The following is a 15,806-nucleotide window of genomic DNA, read 5'->3' on the forward strand; positions in this document are numbered from 1 at the left end:
GGCCGTCCGCCTTATTCTTCAAGACAACACCAGGTTCCAACTTGTTCACTTTTTGTTTCACTAGGGATAAGACAAGGTCTTCCCGCTCTCCTGTTACCTCGAAACTCAATGTTTGCGTCATATAGTTCACATTACTATTGGCAACACCTACAACTTTGGCGACGCCTCTTTCAACCTTGCTGGCACAGTTTGCGCAGTCGATCCCATCTAGGATCCATTCGTGTTGTTTTTTGTTCTCGTCCATTGTATCTCTCCTCTAATGAATTGAATGACTTCCTTTATAAACTGAATAATGTTTGAATGGTGCCATTCTCGACCATGATATAAATACCTAAGCCAATGAAAATCAGCGATACAACCGGCCGCTTATATTTTTCTATGGTTTCGGATACCAAGGAAATCTTTGACAATTTGTAACTGAAATAGCAAAGAATCGCTATAGAAATTGCAAAAACGATTAACGCTACAGTAGTTTCCGGCCAGGTAAGGGCCGTGAAGTAGGGGATATAAATTCCTAGATTATCCCCGCCAGAAGCAACGGTAATCAGGGCTATCGTCCAAAATAATGGATTGGAGCCACGTGCTTGCATTTTTTCAAGCACATTCTCATCTTCCGGATCCTCCCTTTTTAGGGCCAACCGGATCCCTAATGACAAGGGGATTAATCCCAGCAAACCGATAACCCAGTCTTGCGGAATAAAATTTAATACAAAAGCTGCAAATAAACTAAAGGCGACTAAGATTCCCATTCCTAAATATTGTCCCCCAATAATCATCTTTATTCTCCTTCTTGTATCGTTTTGGGAGAAAATAATCATGAGGATTAGTAGGTAATCAATATTCGTAGAAACATATACCGCAAGGGCAGATACAATCGTTGGCAACATGGTTAGTCCCTCCAATCTAAGAAGTGAGCTGCAGGCCTTCCGATATTTTCAGCAAAGAACCAATAGCATCTGAAATTTCTTGATTCGCGAGCGAATAATAAACCATTTTCCCTTCTTTATACGATTTGGTTATGCCATTTTTTTTCAGAAAACGTAAATGATGAGAAGTGGTGGCCGTGCTCGCATCAATAATAGCTGCTAAGTCACAGACACACATTTCCTTATAAGTGGATAATGCATATAGAATTTGAACTCTGGAGAGATCTCCCAGGCATTTACTTAGTACCAGTAAGTCCGCAAAGTTTTTACCGTGTAGTTCGGATTTAACATAATTAACTTTTCCCTCATGAACAATCGTAGTTTGACAAACTTCTAAGTCCACTTCTTCCATTTTTAAGCCCCCTATCATTCAAATGTTCATTTGAATGAATTGTATCAGTATTTGTTAAAAATTTCAATGGTATTGTATATCATGCCAAGAAAGGATTAAGATATCTCCTCCGTTACCTGACTAGCAGCTCGATGTGAATCACTTTGAAAAGCACCTACTGCAAACAGGAAGCAATAACAACTGAAAAAGCTGATTCCGGGGGGGAATACCGGAATCAGCTTTTGAAATAAACTGTCTGCGCTCTTTTTTTAGTTGCCCTTTCTTTCTATGTCCCTACTGGACGTATTGTCTTCCTCTTTCTCGAAAAAGAGAATATAGATAATCATGCTGCTGACTCCTAAGGTGAGGAAAACATCTGCCAAGTTGAAAATCGGGAAATTGATGAAATCAAAACGGAGCATATCCACTACATAGCCGATACGCATCCGGTCAATGAAGTTGCCCAAAGCCCCTGCCAGAATGAAGGAGAAGCTAATGCCGGACAAGCGGCTATTTTGCAGCTGCTTATGGAAGGTGTAAACCATATACCCCACTACCACGACGGTGGTGAGGAAGAAGAAACCTATCCTTCCTTCAAGGATTCCCCATGCTGCCCCGCGGTTTTGAATGTAGTACAAGGAAAAAATGCCTGGAATAACTTCCATCTGGTCGTACAGGGAAAAATTTTGGACGATCCCCCATTTCATCAGTTGGTCTGTGGCAATCAAAAAAGCTGCCAGTAGGTAATATAAAATCATGCAGTAACCTCTCTTTGTAAGGAATAGATTCACTAACTATTGTATAAGACTGCGACGAGGAAGTATAGTTCCCAGCTGGCACATTGAAAGCTGGGGATTCTATTGAGTTTATTTTGACAAACGAAAAAATAAAAGAGCTCGTGCAAAGATGTGCGCTCTTACCCTTTGCACGAGCTCAATCCTTTGGCTTTACTAGAAGGACAACATTTAGTTAGACCTTAACAATCGAAGTCCATTCAGAATTACAACGATAGTACTCCCCTCATGAACAATGACACTGATTGCAATATCAGTTAACCCAAAAAGGCTAACGATAACTAAGAAGACCACGACGGCCATGGAAAAGTAGATATTTTGCCAAATCACTTTGTTCATTTTTTTAGAAATTTTATGTGCTTGGACTAGTTTTGATAGATTATTTTGCATTAAAACGAGATCAGATACGTCTACCGCAACATCCGTACCATCTCCCATCGCAATCCCGACATCTGCCTTCACGAGGGCTGGCGCATCGTTCACACCATCTCCTACCATGGCGGTCACACCATATTTTTCTTTTTGTTCACTAATAATATTCGATTTGTCTTCAGGCATGACATTCGCAATCACTTCTGCGACACCGAGCTGTTCACCTACAGCTTTCCCTGTCAACTCCGAGTCACCCGTAATCAACGTGGTGTGGATCCCCAGTTTCCTAAAGTAATCAATGGTTTCTCGCGCATGTTCGCTCGGAATATCCATGAGGGCAATAAACCCAATCACTTTTTCATCTTCCGCTACATAGACAACTGTATTTCCTTGTGAAGACCATTCATTGTTGGAACGGAGATACTCATCCGGGACCGTATCAAAAGAAGACGGTTTTCCGATACGATAATTTTTTCCGTTATAGCCCCCTGTTAGACCTTTCCCGATTTGATTAGTCACTTCGATGTTTAGGTTAGTTTTGGCTTCAAATTTTTCTAAGATTGCATTGGCCAGTGGGTGATTTGCTCCTTTTTCAAGAGCCACTACGATATCAATAAGCTGTTCCTCATTCACAGAATCAGCAAAATAGTAATGGGTTACTTCCGGTTTTCCACGCGTAAGGGTCCCGGTTTTGTCGAAGGCAATGGCATCGATATCCGCTAATTGGGAGAGAAAGGTACTTCCTTTGGAAAGCACGCCTCGTTTCGCCAGATTAGAGGTTGCGGACAGAGTCGCGGAGACGGTGCTTGCTGCCAGGGCACAAGGGGAGGCTGCCACTAAAAGAACTAAGCCTCTGTAAACACTTTCGGACCATGTCCAATGAAATAAAATGGGAGCAGATAAAATGAAGAGTGGGATTGCGATCAAAACAAAACTAACATATCTTGGTTCAAACTTTTGGATAATGCTAGCAGCTCTTGTTTGATTTTCTTGGTTTTGACTGACGAGTTGTAAGATTTTGGAGAAAACAGTGTCTTTCGGTTCTTTTGTGACTTCCATTGTAAACGTACCTGTGCCATTAATCGTACTCCCAAATACAATGTCTCCTTTAGACTTCTCTTTTGGTATACTTTCACCATTAATGGAAGATTCATCAATGGAAGTGATGCCCGATAAAATCATCCCATCAATAGGTACTTGGTCCCCATTTAATACTTGGAGTCGATCTCCCACTTTTAATTCACTAACGTCAACGATTTTTGTATTTCCGTCTGGAAGGATTAACCTAGCTGTTGTTGGGTTCATTTCGAGTAATTTCGTAATTTCTCTTTTACTTCGTCCTTCAGCATACTCCTCAAGAAAATGGGCGCCAGAAAAAATAAGAATCAACAGGGTTCCTTCCCAAAAATTGCCCATCAAAGAAGCGCCAATGGCTGCCAATCCCATTAAAATATGAGAGTTAGGGGTAAATTTTTTTTTAATTTTTGTGTTCTTAACCGTTTCTCCCATGCCCTCAAGAATAATGACATGATAGCTCGCACTGATTGTCGCCAGTGAGAATAAAATATTTTGCAGTATCAAATATTTTTCACTTAAAAACAATGCAACAAGTGCCACAACTAACCCAATGAAATACATGACAATGGGCAATTTTCCGTGATTGTGATCGTGATCGTGCTTGTGATTGTGGCTATGATTTTCGTGTGTGTGTTGTTCTTGTATATTTTTCATTTCCATCACCCTTCTCGATAAACTTAAATATTTATCAATTGCATTAACCAAGCTGCTACAATAATGACTGTGCCTATACCCAAACGAAGAAAAAGCGGAGTTATATCAGCTACATTGCGCTGGTACCACCTGCAACATAATCATGCTTCTTTCCAGCTTATTTAAATGGTTTGCGCTGTCAACTCATCCCATAGCTATGCAAGATGGTCTCCATTATGAGACATTTAAGAATCACCTCTCTACTTCCCTAAATCGGAATATTTTCGTTTTAAACATGATTTGCAATTCATATGTTTATACATTCATTTTAAATGATTTGCTATTCAATGTCAAAACTAAACTTTTCATTTTGCTATTTTTTTAAATTTTTTCAAATTTTCAATTCATTTTTTAGTGAGCCAAAAAAAGGTATACCCTTATCTCAAGATAAAAAATTTGCATTTCATCAAACGTATGTTACCCTAATCATGAACGTTTGGTCATGTAAAAAGGAGAGAGTGCAAGTGAATACACCAATAACACCGCAGTTGGACAAAAAATCCATCCAGTCTGTCAGCAAGATTTTTAAGATTATCAGTGATCCTACCAGAATATCGATCCTCTTTCTTCTGCAACAACAAGAATTAAGCGTAGGCTCAATTACCACTTCCTTGGAAATGGAGCAATCCGCTATCTCCCACCAATTAAGAACTTTGAAAGAGGCGCGCTTGGTTAAAGCAAGGAGAGAGGGAAAAGCGATTTTTTACAGCCTCGATGATCCCCATGTTGTACATATCTTAGAGCAAGTCCTGGACCATGTTCGGGAGATAGCAGAATAAATCTATACATTAGAAGGAGGAATTCATAATGTCCAAACTTGCTGCAGACTATGCTCATAAGGCGCAGCCGAGAAAGAACATTAATATTGCTTTTTCCATCTATTCATGTTTCCCTGAAGTTGGGATATAACTAGTGTAAGCTAATGAAAAAAGGTTCCAATCACCGAATCGGGGTGGTTGGAACCTTTTTGAGGACCTAGGTGCAGATTTCCTCCTAAGGAGGGCTGCTTGGGAGGCGTATTTGCACACATTCACCTTTCCTCTGACAGAGAATCGAGTGAAGCACAAATTAGCCTCCAGCAATCCGAACGCTCGTTCTACATCGATCTTCCATTTTCCGTAGATTGCGCCAGTCTTTGCATCCGAAAGCAAATCTTTAATTATTTTCTTCTGTTGTTCCCTTCTTTCGCCTTGGTGCATTGCGCTCGCAAGGGGCATCCTGAGCAGTTTGCGCACTCATAAACCTTGAAAGTTCGAGAGAAACCATAAGTATCTTTCCGAGGGGCTAGATAACGGAAGGGGCTTCTGCCCATTGTGGGACATGAAAGCATCCTCTTTCTTATAATGCTCCCAATTGGAGAAGGGGAAAGGATTATTCCGATATTTCTTCTGCTCTAAACTCAGAACCCGTGAATGCAACTGGCGTGTTCTAGCTGTCTCTAGGATCCATTGGAATCATCGATTACTTAATCAGAGCAATTATTACAATCTATTTCTCACTAGCCCTCATCATGCCCACAATCTGATTCAAATGTACGGAAACTCGCTCAAGGAAGGTCTTCTCCGATAGCAAGCAAATAGGTCGGCCTTCTTGCTGTAAAGCTTCAACTTTTTGCATCTTCAGACTTCGCGGGTCCTCTTGGAAAAGATTGGTGTTCGCCTTTCCTACCACCAAGATTGTTGTATCTTTGGTGACAGTTGCTTGCGTTTTCCCTCCTAGGGCGGACGCTTAATGTAAAAGTTAGCGTGTTAGTAGTTGGCTTGTTTCCGGGATAATGTATCCAGTTTGCCTGTAAATACAATCTTCTCTTCTCGTAACATATGCGCGTCATTCCCTTCTTCACAAGAGACCTTTCTTATCGCGGATCCGTTCTTCTCTTCCATAATTCGTCTACGTGGCTGCCTATGAAGGAGGAATTGTTGCAGACAATGCGATTGGTGGGTTAAATAAAAAAATCGATTTAACAGTAGTCCCTAGGGCAGCGCTTACAAGTCTCGGATTCGCAACCGTTGGTTTGACAGAAAAGAAAGCGAATGAAAGAGGATATGAAATTAAAACATCTGTGTTGCCGTTAACAAATGTTGCTAGACCGATTGTAAATCATGGTACGACGGGTATAATTTAACTTGTAGCTGATAGAAAAATGCGAAAAATTCTGGGAGTGCATGTGGTTGCTGACAATGCAGGGGAAGTTATTTACGCCGCTTCTTTATCTGTCAAGTTGGGATTGACCGTAGACGACTTAAAAGAAACGCTAGCACCTTATTTAACAATGGCAGAAGGCTCAAAATTAGCAGCCGTAGCGTTTGACAAAGTCCTATCAAAATTATCCTGTTGTGCTGGCTAAAATTGTTTATTTAATAAGTAACTTATACGAAAAAGCTGATTATGCCTGGGTTTTTATGATCCAAACCTTATCTTTATCTTACAAGGAGTGTTAAATATGACTAATAAAAGCAATTCAGGATGTTGTTCAGGTACAACAGGATGTTGCGGAAACGCAGAAGAAATTAAAATTGAAAAAAATAAAATAATAATTGATTTTTTATATCTGGATTTGAGTGTATGTACTCGCTGTCAGGGCGCAGAAGACAGCTTAGATGAAGCTTTAAAGGAAATTGCAAATGTACTTGAAGCAACTGGGACAGATGTACATGTAAACAAAATCAATGTGAATACTAAGGAGTTAGCGGTAACTCATAAATTTCTTAGTTCGCCTACAATCCGTGTTAATGGACACGACATTCAGATGGAGTTTAAAGAAAGTATATGCGAATCCTGTGGTGATTTGTGTGGGAACGTAGTTGACTGTCGAATTTGGATTTATCAAGGTCAAGAATATACCGTCCCCCCTAAGGCTATGGTTATTGAAGGAATCCTTAAGGCGGTGTACGGAGGAAGTTTAGCTGATAGTATAGCTGAGCAAGAATACGTACTTCCTGAGAATCTAAAACATTTCTATTACGTTATGGAAAATAAAAAGTAAGATCGGTGACGTTTGATTCAGAAGGGAACGATTTTACTCTCACCCAATGAACAGTCACAGATAAGAAGAATCTGCAAAAATAGAACTGTGACATAAATCAAATTTTGGCGGAAATTAGCTAATAGAAAAATAGAAATCGCATGAAATCAACATTTGTCAGTTTGATTCATGCGATTTTTTCTCTTTTTTAATACTTCTGTCCCAACCTCTATTTTTAAATTGGGTTATTTTAGAGGCGTATTTTCAAGGCGGGAAGTTTTTTTGTTCCGATTCAAATTGTTCAGCAGTGCCCACAGAGCCGGGATTTCTTATCTACTTAACAGGAGTTGATAAGTTATATCCGATTTCAATTGATAGGCGACCGGCAATATTTCTCCGCATTCGTTTTGGGCGGTCCAGGACAGCAACTATAAAGTCATATTCCGAATTAGTTTCTGCAGATTAGGATCTCCCAGGTCATGGTTCAGAATCGGTAAATTCAATACTTGGAGTCCAATTTCTTTCCGATCCAGGCGCTATTGTTCCATCTGACCGATATCATCATAGTTTCGACCCAGTCGATCCAATGACTCCACAATCAGGACATCTTTCTCTCGCAGGAACCCCAAAGCCTGCTGAAACTCCTCACGATCTGTCATACTTTTACCGGACATTCTCTCTTAAAATATTTTTTCTGCCTTGCTTTTTTCAGGACTTTGATCTGTCGGTCCAGCTTCTGGTCTGTGGTGGACACACGTGCTTATCCGATGTTCATCTGTTTTCCCCCTTTCTCGAACTCGATTTATTCGACACATGTACTCCACATTAAAAATCCAATAAAATCAACATTTTACAGGTGGTGATTTTGGGTACACCCCAAAACTACAGATAATAAAGACCACCTAATTTTTAGACAAAAATAAAGGGCAAAACTCACTTATGTGAATCTTGCCCTTTATTTTTTGTCCAATGTTTCTTTAATATATGATCTATTTGATCAAGTAACAGATAATCTTTATCTCTTCAATGCTGGAAAGGTAAACATTTAATTGGGCGATAGTTCAGCTTCTGTTACCCATTTATGGTTCCTGACCATTTCTTCCCCTGTGGTCGGCTCAAAGTCAACCATATATACGGTAGTGTCTTCTGCTGATTCTATCGTGGCAGTTGCATCTTGCATGCCTTCCATATGACTCGCTTCCAGCGTAACCTCTGTGCCAGGTTCCAGTGGTTCTTCGACATCTTTTGCTTCAGCTATTTCTTCCTTGATAACCCATTGATGGTTTGTTACTCGCGGATCACCATTAGTTGGATTGAAGGATACTTCGTAAACTGTAGTGTCGAATGCCCCTACAATAGTAGCCTCTGCACCCTGCATTCCTGTCATATGGTCTGAATTGATGGTAACAATGTCCCCTATCCGATATGTTGGGTTTTCTGCTGCTAGTAATCCTTCTGGTATTTCTCCAGAATCATCATGCATCATTTCACCCATATTCGAAGTAGAAGCAATACTTTCTATATCTGATGAAATATTTCCCACGGACTCAGAATCTACGTCTCCATCTTGATCAATAGAACATGCGGCCAATAATACTAATGTAGAAAGACCTAGGATACTTTTTATCAATCGGTTCTTATACATGTTTCATTACCCTCCTTTATTGACTATTATCGAAAGTACTCTACATTACACATTCTGTCCTTCCTTTTTTCAATAGTCAAATAATTAGTCTTATAATCAATTTACCTAGTCAGGGCTATAGGTTCATTTTTAGTAGTCAAGTACAGCACAATCAGATGCATACAATCGGTATCCAAAAAAATGTCGCATTAATTCGTAGCCATTATTTGGGCCCCACTTTTTTATTTAAAAACTATTCCTTCAATTTTTAGATGCTTTAATGGCTTCCTACAAAAAAATCGCTCACTCTTCCGGTACAGTATCACTTTCTTTTTTCGAACAACAGTTTTCCTTTTTCTTACCACCTAGCATTGATAGCATCATTCCTCCCATCATAATGGGGCATATAAATGGCGCAATAACTCCTAATATAGTAGCAAGTCCGAGATTATATTTAGCAATAAATGGTATTGATACTATAATCAGTATTGGTAGGCCACAACAAATAATCATATGGATCATATGATGTAATGGACTGTGTTTATGCGTTCCTGATTTCTCTTCTTTACTTTCATGGTGGTGCATAATTTATCCCCTTGCTTTGATTTATTTTATGTTTCTGTTTTTATAATAATATATGAATGTGTTGATTTTATGTAGAAAAAAATCATATCAAAAAGCCAAGATTTGTATATGATCTTGGCTTTTTGATATGAATAGTTCATTTCCGGAATATATTTTTGAGAAAACTCAGTTCGAGCATGAAACTTCAGACTTACCCAACTAACTTTTCAATATTTTCTTCTTTTGTTGGTATTCTTCGTCTGATAATTCTCCTTTTGCATAACGCTGATCAAGGATTTCAAGTGCCTCATCCCGGCCATTTGAAGTTGTGCCAGCATTATTGCCTCCTTGGACTAGCTTCATCACCGCGTATACGATAATAACGATTAAGATTACCAGGATAATCATCATGAAAATTCCCCAACCGCCCATCATGTCATAACCATAATAATTCATCATTTTTCCCACTCCTCTTTCTGTTAATGTTCAGAAATCACTTGTTCCAAATCGCCATGCCAATCATGGTACCAGACTTCTCCGGTAAGGTCATTGACACTGAGCATCCCGATTACTTTGTCGTCTTCCTTGATATGAAAAGTGTAATAACCATAAAATGCGTGCCCCTCACCCGGAACCGAAAAAGCTTCGCCCAACTGACTCTTCACAAAATCATCCGCATTTTTGACTGCTTCTGTTCGGTTCACAGTTGCCGTATCCGTTGCATTCGCATTGTAGCGGAAGGATCCTCCCATCATCATGCTGTATTTCTCATTCCACATCATGTTGGGACCCGGCTCGGGGTAGATCTGTCCCGTATAAGGATTGACCAAGAGTTCCATGGCCCCTCTGCCGGTATCTTTCTCTTCCACCGAAACGTAGTAATCCGCATCGGTGAAGACAAAAATATCTGCCACTTGAAGATTATTTCCATAGCCCTTCAAATAATTTTCGACATCCGACAAAATCTGATCCGGCGTCAATTTCTCGCCACTGCTGTTCTGGTTGCTGTTGACTCTGCCACCCATCATGCCGCTGTTGTAAAACCCTTGCGTATAAACGTCTGTTCCCGCATTTTTTGCCAGCATAAACAACCCGCTGCTGTACACAATCAATACGGCAAGCGCACCAAACAGGATTACACCCCACACTAATTGATGTTTGTTTTTCATATCCCTGCCTTCTTTCTTCGGTAAGCCTTAAAGCGATTTTGAATCGGCACCTCGTCTTTAGAAAATTGGATAAATTGTGCTTACTGAAATCCATGGCATCAATTACGCCTCTACATTTTTAATAGTACCCTCACTTACTAAACGCCAATTCTTACTACTTATCCATACTTTGAGGATTTGTTAACCCTAATATACCGGAGCAATGTGTAGATTTAATGGAGTTTTGCTTCTTCATACAGTCTACATAATCACCTAGTATGCTATGACTATGAAATCTAAAAAAAACAATCCAGAAAGAAGGACATAGACTATGCAAACAACTCTATTTATCATTTTAGTACTACTGGTTCCTGTTTTGACGATGGTAATCCTAAGTGCAGTTCGTAAACATAATTCTGTTTTAAGCGCAGATGTAAAAAGATTACGGGTAGAAAATGAGGCTTTGAGGAAAGAGCTTCTTAAACGCGGCATCATCGAATATGTTTAACAGTGGTAAAAAAAATAAACCTTAAGGAAAAGCATGCAGACAAAAAGTCTCCATGCTTTTTTTTCTTGATTTCTACCTTTTCATCAAGGCATTCGTCCAATAGCTCGTAATCTTGGAGAGCCTAATAGAAAGATTATCTTCTGGATTAGAACGAATCCTCATTAAGAATGAAACTGAAGAACTTCTTGTATCTTTTCGAATACAATGTCGGGCTTTTGTTCGCCATTGACCATAGAAACGATTCCCGCTTCCTGATAGAAACCCGTCAGTGCTTCCATTTCGAGCTCACTCACTTGTAGCCGTCTTTCTATGACTTCTGATTTATCCTCTGACCAAGGCAAATTGACCCTCTTTTCTAACCTTTTCCGTAAGACCTCTTTCCCAACAGCCAGATAGAGGACAACATCCAGCGACAGTCTTTTGCTTTCCAGATATGCTTCTAACGCTTCCGCTTGCTGACGCGTTCGCGGATATCCATCCAAAATGAAACCCTCTTTCATGTCATCTTCTCCCATGCGATCCCAGAGGAGTTTATTGACCAATCTATCGGGGACTAGTTTTCCCATATCCATGAACGTTTTGACTTCTAGACCGATCGGACTACCCATCTCAGCGAAAGATCGGAAGATTTCACCTGTAGAGATATACGGAATCTGATAGGTAACTGCGATTTCCCTCGCTTGGGTTCCCATTCCAGCGCCGGGCATTCCCATTATAATGATATTCATTTTCTAACACTCCTTATCTGCATTATGCCTCTATCGAATCGTACACAACCATTCACTACTAAGATAGCGCATGATTGTGTAGGGCGTATGGAGAAACAAAAAAACAAATATTTGCAGTAGTTCTAAAGGCATTAATAGGCCGACAGAACTTTTCCTACTGCTTCTTTAAAAACAATAGGACATCTTCTACTCCATAAAACCCACACAATGAAAAGGTAAACTCAATTCAGCAATATTGGAAAACTACCATCGTGCATTGCTCAGGAAAGATGGTGCGGTGGGACAATTTTTAGTAGTACAGAATCAATCGTGTGAATGATGGAGGGAAAACATATGAAAATTTTGATTGTAGATGACGAGGAAAACATTTTGGAGATTGTAGAGGCGTACTTGGTTGCTAAAAACTACCAAGTATTCAGAGCCATGGATGGAGAAGAAGCCTTGCGGAAAGCCGAAACCATCCGGCCGGATCTCATCGTCCTGGACCTCATGCTGCCGGATATCTCCGGTCTTGAGGTCTGCCGAAGAATAAGAAAATCCTCCAGCGTGCCTGTGATTATGCTGACGGCGAGAACAACGGAACAGGATATCCTGAGCGGACTGCAAATCGGCGCGGACCATTATATGACGAAACCCTTCAGCCCCAAAGAACTGGTGGCCCGAGTACAGACTGTACTGCGACGCTCACATCCGGAACCCCAAGAGGTGAAATGGTCCTTCGAAGGTGGTTTATTGGAAATCTATCCCGATAACAAGCAAGTATTCAAAAAGGGCGTAGAAGTGGGACTAACGCCAACTGAGTACAGGTTGCTGACTCTTCTGGCGTCACATCCTCAGCAGATTTTCCCTAGGCAACAGCTCTTGCAGGTCGTAAAAGGATTAGATTTTGACGGAACAGATCGAGTCATTGATGTCCATATTAAGAACCTGCGACAAAAGATAGAAGATGATGATACGCGAACCCCCTACTATATCCTGACAATCTATGGAGAGGGATACCGATTTGGTGGTCAAAAATGAAGCGAACAATAAAGTGGCAACTTCTCCTTTCCTTCGTTTCGCTTTCTTTTATTCTGGTAGGAGCCTTCAGCTGGATAACACTGAACTTACTAGAGAGCCACTTTGCTGACTATGTCAGGGAGAGACAGGAGTCAGAGTTGGAAGAATACAGCACTGATTTAGAGAATCTCTATCAACAAAACGGTACCTGGGAAGAAAATTCGCAAGCAATTCAGCGTATTGGGCGAAATGCTCTCCAACAGTCAGTGATTGTGAGGATTTTCGACGAGGACGGGCAACTGTTATGGAGCCCATCCGCTTCTGAGGAAGAAGATGCGAAGAACAAGGTTCAGGATCATCTCCTGCATATGCAGCAAATGGTGGGAGGTATGGAGAGTGACTACGTGCAAAGCCGTAGTCCCCTTTATGATGGTACCGAAGAAATTGGCATAATGGAGATTCAATCCGTGGGTCCCTATGCTTACACAGAACATGACGCCCTCTTTATTTCCGATATGGAAAGTAAATTGGTTTTTGTGGCCTTCATATCGCTCCTCATTCCCCTCTTCTTTGCGCTAGTGGTGTCCAAAAAGCTTAGCTCCCCCATCGTCACAATCAATGATTTTACCCAGAAAATTGCCAAAGGGCGTTACAGCAGTCTTTCTCTGGAAGAAACAGGAATCCGGGAGATTGATGACCTGCTGGTATCAGTGAATGATCTTTCCTTGCAGCTTCAACACCAACAGAAGATCCGAAACCGTTTGTCCTCCGATATTGCCCATGAAATCAGAACGCCTTTGACGACCTTGAAAGGGAATATTGAAGCCATGATAGATGGTGTCTGGGAAATATCTGAAGAGCGGCTCTATCGTTGTTACGAAGAGATAAGCCGAATTACGCGTCTGATTGGAGAAATCGATCGGATCAACGAACTCGAAAGTCAGGAGTCTCAACTACAGAAAACCACCTTTGATCTTACGGAACTAGCCCAACAAATCGTGGATAATTTCCAACCCATGCTGGTTGAAAATAAACTCAACTGTTCCGTTAGCGGTAATCGCGTTTTTATTTCCGCGGACCGGGATAAAATTCATCAGGTCTTAACTAATTTGTTGGCAAATGCCATTAAGTTTACCCCTTCAGGAGGAAGAATCGACCTTTACGTTTCGCAAAGTAAAGGCACCGCTTCCTTTCGAATAATCGACAACGGACAAGGAATCCCTCCGGACGAGGTGGGCCAAATATTTGAACGGTTCTATATGGCGGAGCCCTCCCGAAACAGTAAACTAGGGGGGCAAGGAATAGGCCTTTCCATTGTAAAGGGCATTGTGAATGCGCATCAAGGGACTATTTCCGTAGATAGTATTTATGGGAAAGGCACAACATTTACAATCAATCTTCCCAAGGCAAAATAAAATAGGGTTTATAAAAAAGTACTCCAACTAATTAAATAGGGTTGGAGTACTTTTTTCAGTGGTCTATTCTCTTATCGTGCAAGGACATCAATCTCCGCCTCTGTCGGATTATCGGATACAATCTCAATTAGCATGCGGTGGGGTAAGTTTAGACTGGTTTGTCCAAGTGATTGGATCCACCCTGTCCTCACGGCGATTTGCTGGGGGCTGTTATCCGATTTGTCACGAATCCGCTCCCCATCAATTTCGATAATATTATACTTCCCGGGAGCAGGATAGTAGGTGATAAGCCGCTGTTTCTCATTTCCGGTCAGGAGGAAGCGGTCCACTTCCTCGCCGTTGAACGAGATAACTGCATACAGCTTGCTCTTTTCTATGTGCGCAGTTTCAACGGCGAAGATCATTGTCGGTAAAAAAGATAGAACAAACAGAAAAGAGACAATAATGATATCAAAAGGTTTCACCATTCTGCGATACTTTTTAATCATGATTCTCCCCCTTTTTCTCTCGTTTACTCTAACTGTTTTTTTCTCTTCAAGTACTCTGCTTCCGTAATATTATCTCTGGCAAATTCTTTTTGAATCTGTTCCAAAGAGGTCTCATTCGCAATTCGACTATCTGTTCGATCGGAAAGAATCTTGATAAGGAGGTACGCCACCATAAACAGCACTACAATCCAAAGCAACCCCATCAATCTTAAGGATCCCAATCCGTCATGATTCAGCAGATTCCAATAACTCGACATGCCACTCACACTCTTTCCTGTTATCCGTCTTTACTTCAATCTCTTTCTCCTTTGAGGTTCCATCCTTCTAGATAGTAGGTTTTGGGCGGATAATCCCTTCTCCGGTAAATCCAAATACCAATCGCACCCACAAACAAGAGCAAGGACAATCCCTGTGACACCCGCAAGAAATCACCAATCCACAAACTATCCGTGCGCAGGCCCTCTATGAAGAATCTGCCCGCTGAATACCAGATAGTATAGCTGAGGGCCACTTCGCCTTGCCGCAACAACCCCTTGCGGTTTCGCAAGGCAATGATTACGCCAAATCCGAGGAGACTCCATAATGACTCGTAGAGGAAGGTGGGCTGGTAGTACACACCGTTAATTTGCATCTGATCAATGATAAACTTCGGAAGGTACAAGTTCTCCAGAAAGGTTCGAGTCACTTCTCCACCATGTGCTTCCTGGTTAGTGAAGTTGCCCCATCGACCGATGGATTGGGCCAAAAGGACATAGGGAGCCAGCACATCCAACATCAAGGCAACGGGAATCCTCTTTTTCTTGGTGTACCAATAGACAGTGAATCCCCCTGCAATCAACCCCCCATAAATGGCAATTCCACCATTCCAGATTTGGACGATTTCGCCCGGATTTTGCAGATAGTACTGCCATTCGAAGAGAATGTAGTAGATTCTGGCTCCAATCAGCCCAATGGGAATCGCCCACATTGTCATATCTGTAACGGTATCTTCTCCTAAGCCTCTTTTCGTGCCCTCCTTGGACGCCAAGGAGATTGCCAATAGCATAGCAGCCCCAATGATAATCCCATACCAGTAGACGGTGAATGGGCCAAATGAGAAAGCTACGCGATCAATTGTTCCTACTATTGTTTCCATACTTTCCTCCTTATAAGAAAAAAACGTTTATTTTATAGT

19 protein-coding genes and 2 pseudogenes are annotated in these 15,806 nt (G+C 41.1%); 6 read left to right on the forward strand and 15 right to left on the reverse strand.

The features are described 5' to 3' along the window. Nucleotides 1-82: 82 nt before the first annotated feature. From ACKPCD_RS00880 to ACKPCD_RS00900, 5 genes and pseudogenes are all read right to left on the reverse strand, one after another. A pseudogene (locus ACKPCD_RS00880) lies at nt 83-244 on the reverse strand (cation transporter); the annotation flags it as partial. A gap of 34 nt (nt 245-278) precedes the next feature. Further along, nucleotides 279-887 (reverse strand): CadD family cadmium resistance transporter, encoded by a 609-nt coding sequence (locus ACKPCD_RS00885; protein WP_321433737.1) that lies wholly within the window; start codon nt 885-887, stop codon nt 279-281. Nucleotides 888-903: 16 nt separating this feature from the next. Continuing rightward, the gene (locus ACKPCD_RS00890; protein ID WP_177187488.1) at nt 904-1,278 is read right to left on the reverse strand and encodes an ArsR/SmtB family transcription factor; all 375 of its coding nucleotides are present in this window, start codon (nt 1,276-1,278) and stop codon (nt 904-906) included. A gap of 248 nt (nt 1,279-1,526) precedes the next feature. After that, entirely contained in the window at nt 1,527-2,015 is a 489-nt protein-coding gene (lspA, locus tag ACKPCD_RS00895) for a signal peptidase II (RefSeq protein WP_068624595.1), read from the reverse strand. A gap of 207 nt (nt 2,016-2,222) precedes the next feature. After that, nucleotides 2,223-4,154 (reverse strand): heavy metal translocating P-type ATPase, encoded by a 1,932-nt coding sequence (locus ACKPCD_RS00900; RefSeq protein ID WP_177187487.1) that lies wholly within the window; start codon nt 4,152-4,154, stop codon nt 2,223-2,225. A gap of 503 nt (nt 4,155-4,657) precedes the next feature. Between ACKPCD_RS00900 and ACKPCD_RS00905 the strand changes: the two genes are divergently transcribed. Next, nucleotides 4,658-4,972 carry an ArsR/SmtB family transcription factor gene (locus ACKPCD_RS00905; RefSeq protein ID WP_068624590.1) on the forward strand — a complete coding sequence of 105 codons (315 nt, stop codon included), beginning with the start codon at nt 4,658-4,660 and terminating at the stop codon, nt 4,970-4,972. A 380-nt stretch (nt 4,973-5,352) separates the two neighbouring features. Here ACKPCD_RS00905 and ACKPCD_RS00910 read toward each other — a convergent pair whose 3' ends face one another. Beyond that, on the reverse strand, nt 5,353-5,523 hold the full coding sequence (locus ACKPCD_RS00910) for a transposase (RefSeq protein WP_084254016.1): 171 nt from the start codon (nt 5,521-5,523) through the stop codon (nt 5,353-5,355). 555 nt (nt 5,524-6,078) lie between these two features. Here ACKPCD_RS00910 and ACKPCD_RS00915 point away from each other — a divergent pair. Both ACKPCD_RS00915 and ACKPCD_RS00920 read left to right on the forward strand, forming a co-directional pair. After that, nucleotides 6,079-6,540, forward strand: a pseudogene (locus ACKPCD_RS00915) (mercury(II) reductase); the annotation flags it as partial. A 96-nt stretch (nt 6,541-6,636) separates the two neighbouring features. Next, entirely contained in the window at nt 6,637-7,179 is a 543-nt protein-coding gene (locus ACKPCD_RS00920) for a DUF2703 domain-containing protein (RefSeq protein ID WP_068624586.1), read from the forward strand. Between the two features lie 515 nt (nt 7,180-7,694). On the opposite strand, the gene ACKPCD_RS00925 is transcribed toward ACKPCD_RS00920, so the two are convergent. From ACKPCD_RS00925 to ACKPCD_RS00945, 5 genes are all read right to left on the reverse strand, one after another. Then, a complete protein-coding gene (locus ACKPCD_RS00925) occupies nt 7,695-7,832 on the reverse strand; it encodes a recombinase family protein (RefSeq protein WP_321433738.1) in 138 nt (45 codons plus the stop codon). Between the two features lie 371 nt (nt 7,833-8,203). Next, nucleotides 8,204-8,803, reverse strand: coding sequence for a YdhK family protein (locus tag ACKPCD_RS00930; RefSeq protein ID WP_068624584.1), 600 nt, complete (start codon nt 8,801-8,803; stop codon nt 8,204-8,206). 282 nt (nt 8,804-9,085) lie between these two features. Next, complete coding sequence (locus ACKPCD_RS00935) at nt 9,086-9,367, reverse strand: hypothetical protein (protein WP_068561767.1); 282 nt, start codon at nt 9,365-9,367, stop codon at nt 9,086-9,088. A gap of 198 nt (nt 9,368-9,565) precedes the next feature. Continuing rightward, nucleotides 9,566-9,805: an SHOCT domain-containing protein gene (locus tag ACKPCD_RS00940; protein WP_068561768.1), complete on the reverse strand. Its 240-nt coding sequence runs from the start codon at nt 9,803-9,805 to the stop codon at nt 9,566-9,568. 20 nt (nt 9,806-9,825) lie between these two features. After that, nucleotides 9,826-10,515 (reverse strand): hypothetical protein, encoded by a 690-nt coding sequence (locus ACKPCD_RS00945; protein ID WP_086988494.1) that lies wholly within the window; start codon nt 10,513-10,515, stop codon nt 9,826-9,828. Between the two features lie 310 nt (nt 10,516-10,825). On the opposite strand from ACKPCD_RS00945, the gene ACKPCD_RS00950 reads away from it, so the two are divergent. Continuing rightward, nucleotides 10,826-11,002, forward strand: a complete 177-nt coding sequence (locus tag ACKPCD_RS00950) for a hypothetical protein (RefSeq protein WP_177187486.1) — start codon at nt 10,826-10,828, stop codon at nt 11,000-11,002. A 161-nt stretch (nt 11,003-11,163) separates the two neighbouring features. Here ACKPCD_RS00950 and ACKPCD_RS00955 read toward each other — a convergent pair whose 3' ends face one another. After that, nucleotides 11,164-11,730, reverse strand: coding sequence for an adenylate kinase (locus ACKPCD_RS00955; RefSeq protein ID WP_086988495.1), 567 nt, complete (start codon nt 11,728-11,730; stop codon nt 11,164-11,166). Between the two features lie 333 nt (nt 11,731-12,063). Here ACKPCD_RS00955 and ACKPCD_RS00960 point away from each other — a divergent pair, with 333 nt between their 5' ends. Together ACKPCD_RS00960 and ACKPCD_RS00965 are read left to right on the forward strand one after the other, a co-directional pair. Beyond that, nucleotides 12,064-12,750, forward strand: a complete 687-nt coding sequence (locus tag ACKPCD_RS00960; protein WP_068561771.1) for a response regulator transcription factor — start codon at nt 12,064-12,066, stop codon at nt 12,748-12,750. Continuing rightward, nucleotides 12,747-14,144, forward strand: coding sequence for a sensor histidine kinase (locus ACKPCD_RS00965; RefSeq protein WP_086988497.1), 1,398 nt, complete (start codon nt 12,747-12,749; stop codon nt 14,142-14,144). Before ACKPCD_RS00960 ends, ACKPCD_RS00965 begins: the two co-directional genes overlap by 4 nt. A gap of 71 nt (nt 14,145-14,215) precedes the next feature. On the opposite strand, the gene ACKPCD_RS00970 is transcribed toward ACKPCD_RS00965, so the two are convergent. From ACKPCD_RS00970 to lgt, 3 genes are read right to left on the reverse strand one after another with little or no spacing between them, the layout of a single operon-like run. Then, entirely contained in the window at nt 14,216-14,632 is a 417-nt protein-coding gene (locus ACKPCD_RS00970; RefSeq protein WP_370684631.1) for a NusG domain II-containing protein, read from the reverse strand. 23 nt (nt 14,633-14,655) lie between these two features. Continuing rightward, entirely contained in the window at nt 14,656-14,889 is a 234-nt protein-coding gene (locus tag ACKPCD_RS00975; protein WP_068561773.1) for an SHOCT domain-containing protein, read from the reverse strand. 35 nt (nt 14,890-14,924) lie between these two features. Next, the gene (gene lgt / locus ACKPCD_RS00980; protein WP_068561774.1) at nt 14,925-15,767 is read right to left on the reverse strand and encodes a prolipoprotein diacylglyceryl transferase; all 843 of its coding nucleotides are present in this window, start codon (nt 15,765-15,767) and stop codon (nt 14,925-14,927) included. Nucleotides 15,768-15,806 lie beyond the last annotated feature (39 nt).

Source organism: Trichococcus flocculiformis (genome assembly GCF_963662535.1).
Lineage (GTDB): Bacteria > Bacillota > Bacilli > Lactobacillales > Aerococcaceae > Trichococcus > Trichococcus flocculiformis.

Coding starts and splice junctions, on each gene's coding strand:
- ACKPCD_RS00960 (WP_068561771.1), top strand. CDS start 12,064: ATGAAAATTTTGATTGTAGATGACGAGGAAAACATTTTGGAGATTGTA.
- ACKPCD_RS00970 (WP_370684631.1), bottom strand. CDS start 14,632: ATGATTAAAAAGTATCGCAGAATGGTGAAACCTTTTGATATCATTATT.
- ACKPCD_RS00945 (WP_086988494.1), bottom strand. CDS start 10,515: ATGAAAAACAAACATCAATTAGTGTGGGGTGTAATCCTGTTTGGTGCG.
- ACKPCD_RS00975 (WP_068561773.1), bottom strand. CDS start 14,889: ATGTCGAGTTATTGGAATCTGCTGAATCATGACGGATTGGGATCCTTA.
- ACKPCD_RS00910 (WP_084254016.1), bottom strand. CDS start 5,523: ATGCTTTCATGTCCCACAATGGGCAGAAGCCCCTTCCGTTATCTAGCC.
- ACKPCD_RS00950 (WP_177187486.1), top strand. CDS start 10,826: ATGCAAACAACTCTATTTATCATTTTAGTACTACTGGTTCCTGTTTTG.
- ACKPCD_RS00940 (WP_068561768.1), bottom strand. CDS start 9,805: ATGATGAATTATTATGGTTATGACATGATGGGCGGTTGGGGAATTTTC.
- ACKPCD_RS00900 (WP_177187487.1), bottom strand. CDS start 4,154: ATGAAAAATATACAAGAACAACACACACACGAAAATCATAGCCACAAT.
- ACKPCD_RS00885 (WP_321433737.1), bottom strand. CDS start 887: ATGTTGCCAACGATTGTATCTGCCCTTGCGGTATATGTTTCTACGAAT.
- ACKPCD_RS00965 (WP_086988497.1), top strand. CDS start 12,747: ATGAAGCGAACAATAAAGTGGCAACTTCTCCTTTCCTTCGTTTCGCTT.
- ACKPCD_RS00920 (WP_068624586.1), top strand. CDS start 6,637: ATGACTAATAAAAGCAATTCAGGATGTTGTTCAGGTACAACAGGATGT.
- lspA (WP_068624595.1), bottom strand. CDS start 2,015: ATGATTTTATATTACCTACTGGCAGCTTTTTTGATTGCCACAGACCAA.
- ACKPCD_RS00930 (WP_068624584.1), bottom strand. CDS start 8,803: ATGTATAAGAACCGATTGATAAAAAGTATCCTAGGTCTTTCTACATTA.
- ACKPCD_RS00890 (WP_177187488.1), bottom strand. CDS start 1,278: ATGGAAGAAGTGGACTTAGAAGTTTGTCAAACTACGATTGTTCATGAG.
- ACKPCD_RS00955 (WP_086988495.1), bottom strand. CDS start 11,730: ATGAATATCATTATAATGGGAATGCCCGGCGCTGGAATGGGAACCCAA.
- lgt (WP_068561774.1), bottom strand. CDS start 15,767: ATGGAAACAATAGTAGGAACAATTGATCGCGTAGCTTTCTCATTTGGC.
- ACKPCD_RS00935 (WP_068561767.1), bottom strand. CDS start 9,367: ATGCACCACCATGAAAGTAAAGAAGAGAAATCAGGAACGCATAAACAC.
- ACKPCD_RS00925 (WP_321433738.1), bottom strand. CDS start 7,832: ATGTCCGGTAAAAGTATGACAGATCGTGAGGAGTTTCAGCAGGCTTTG.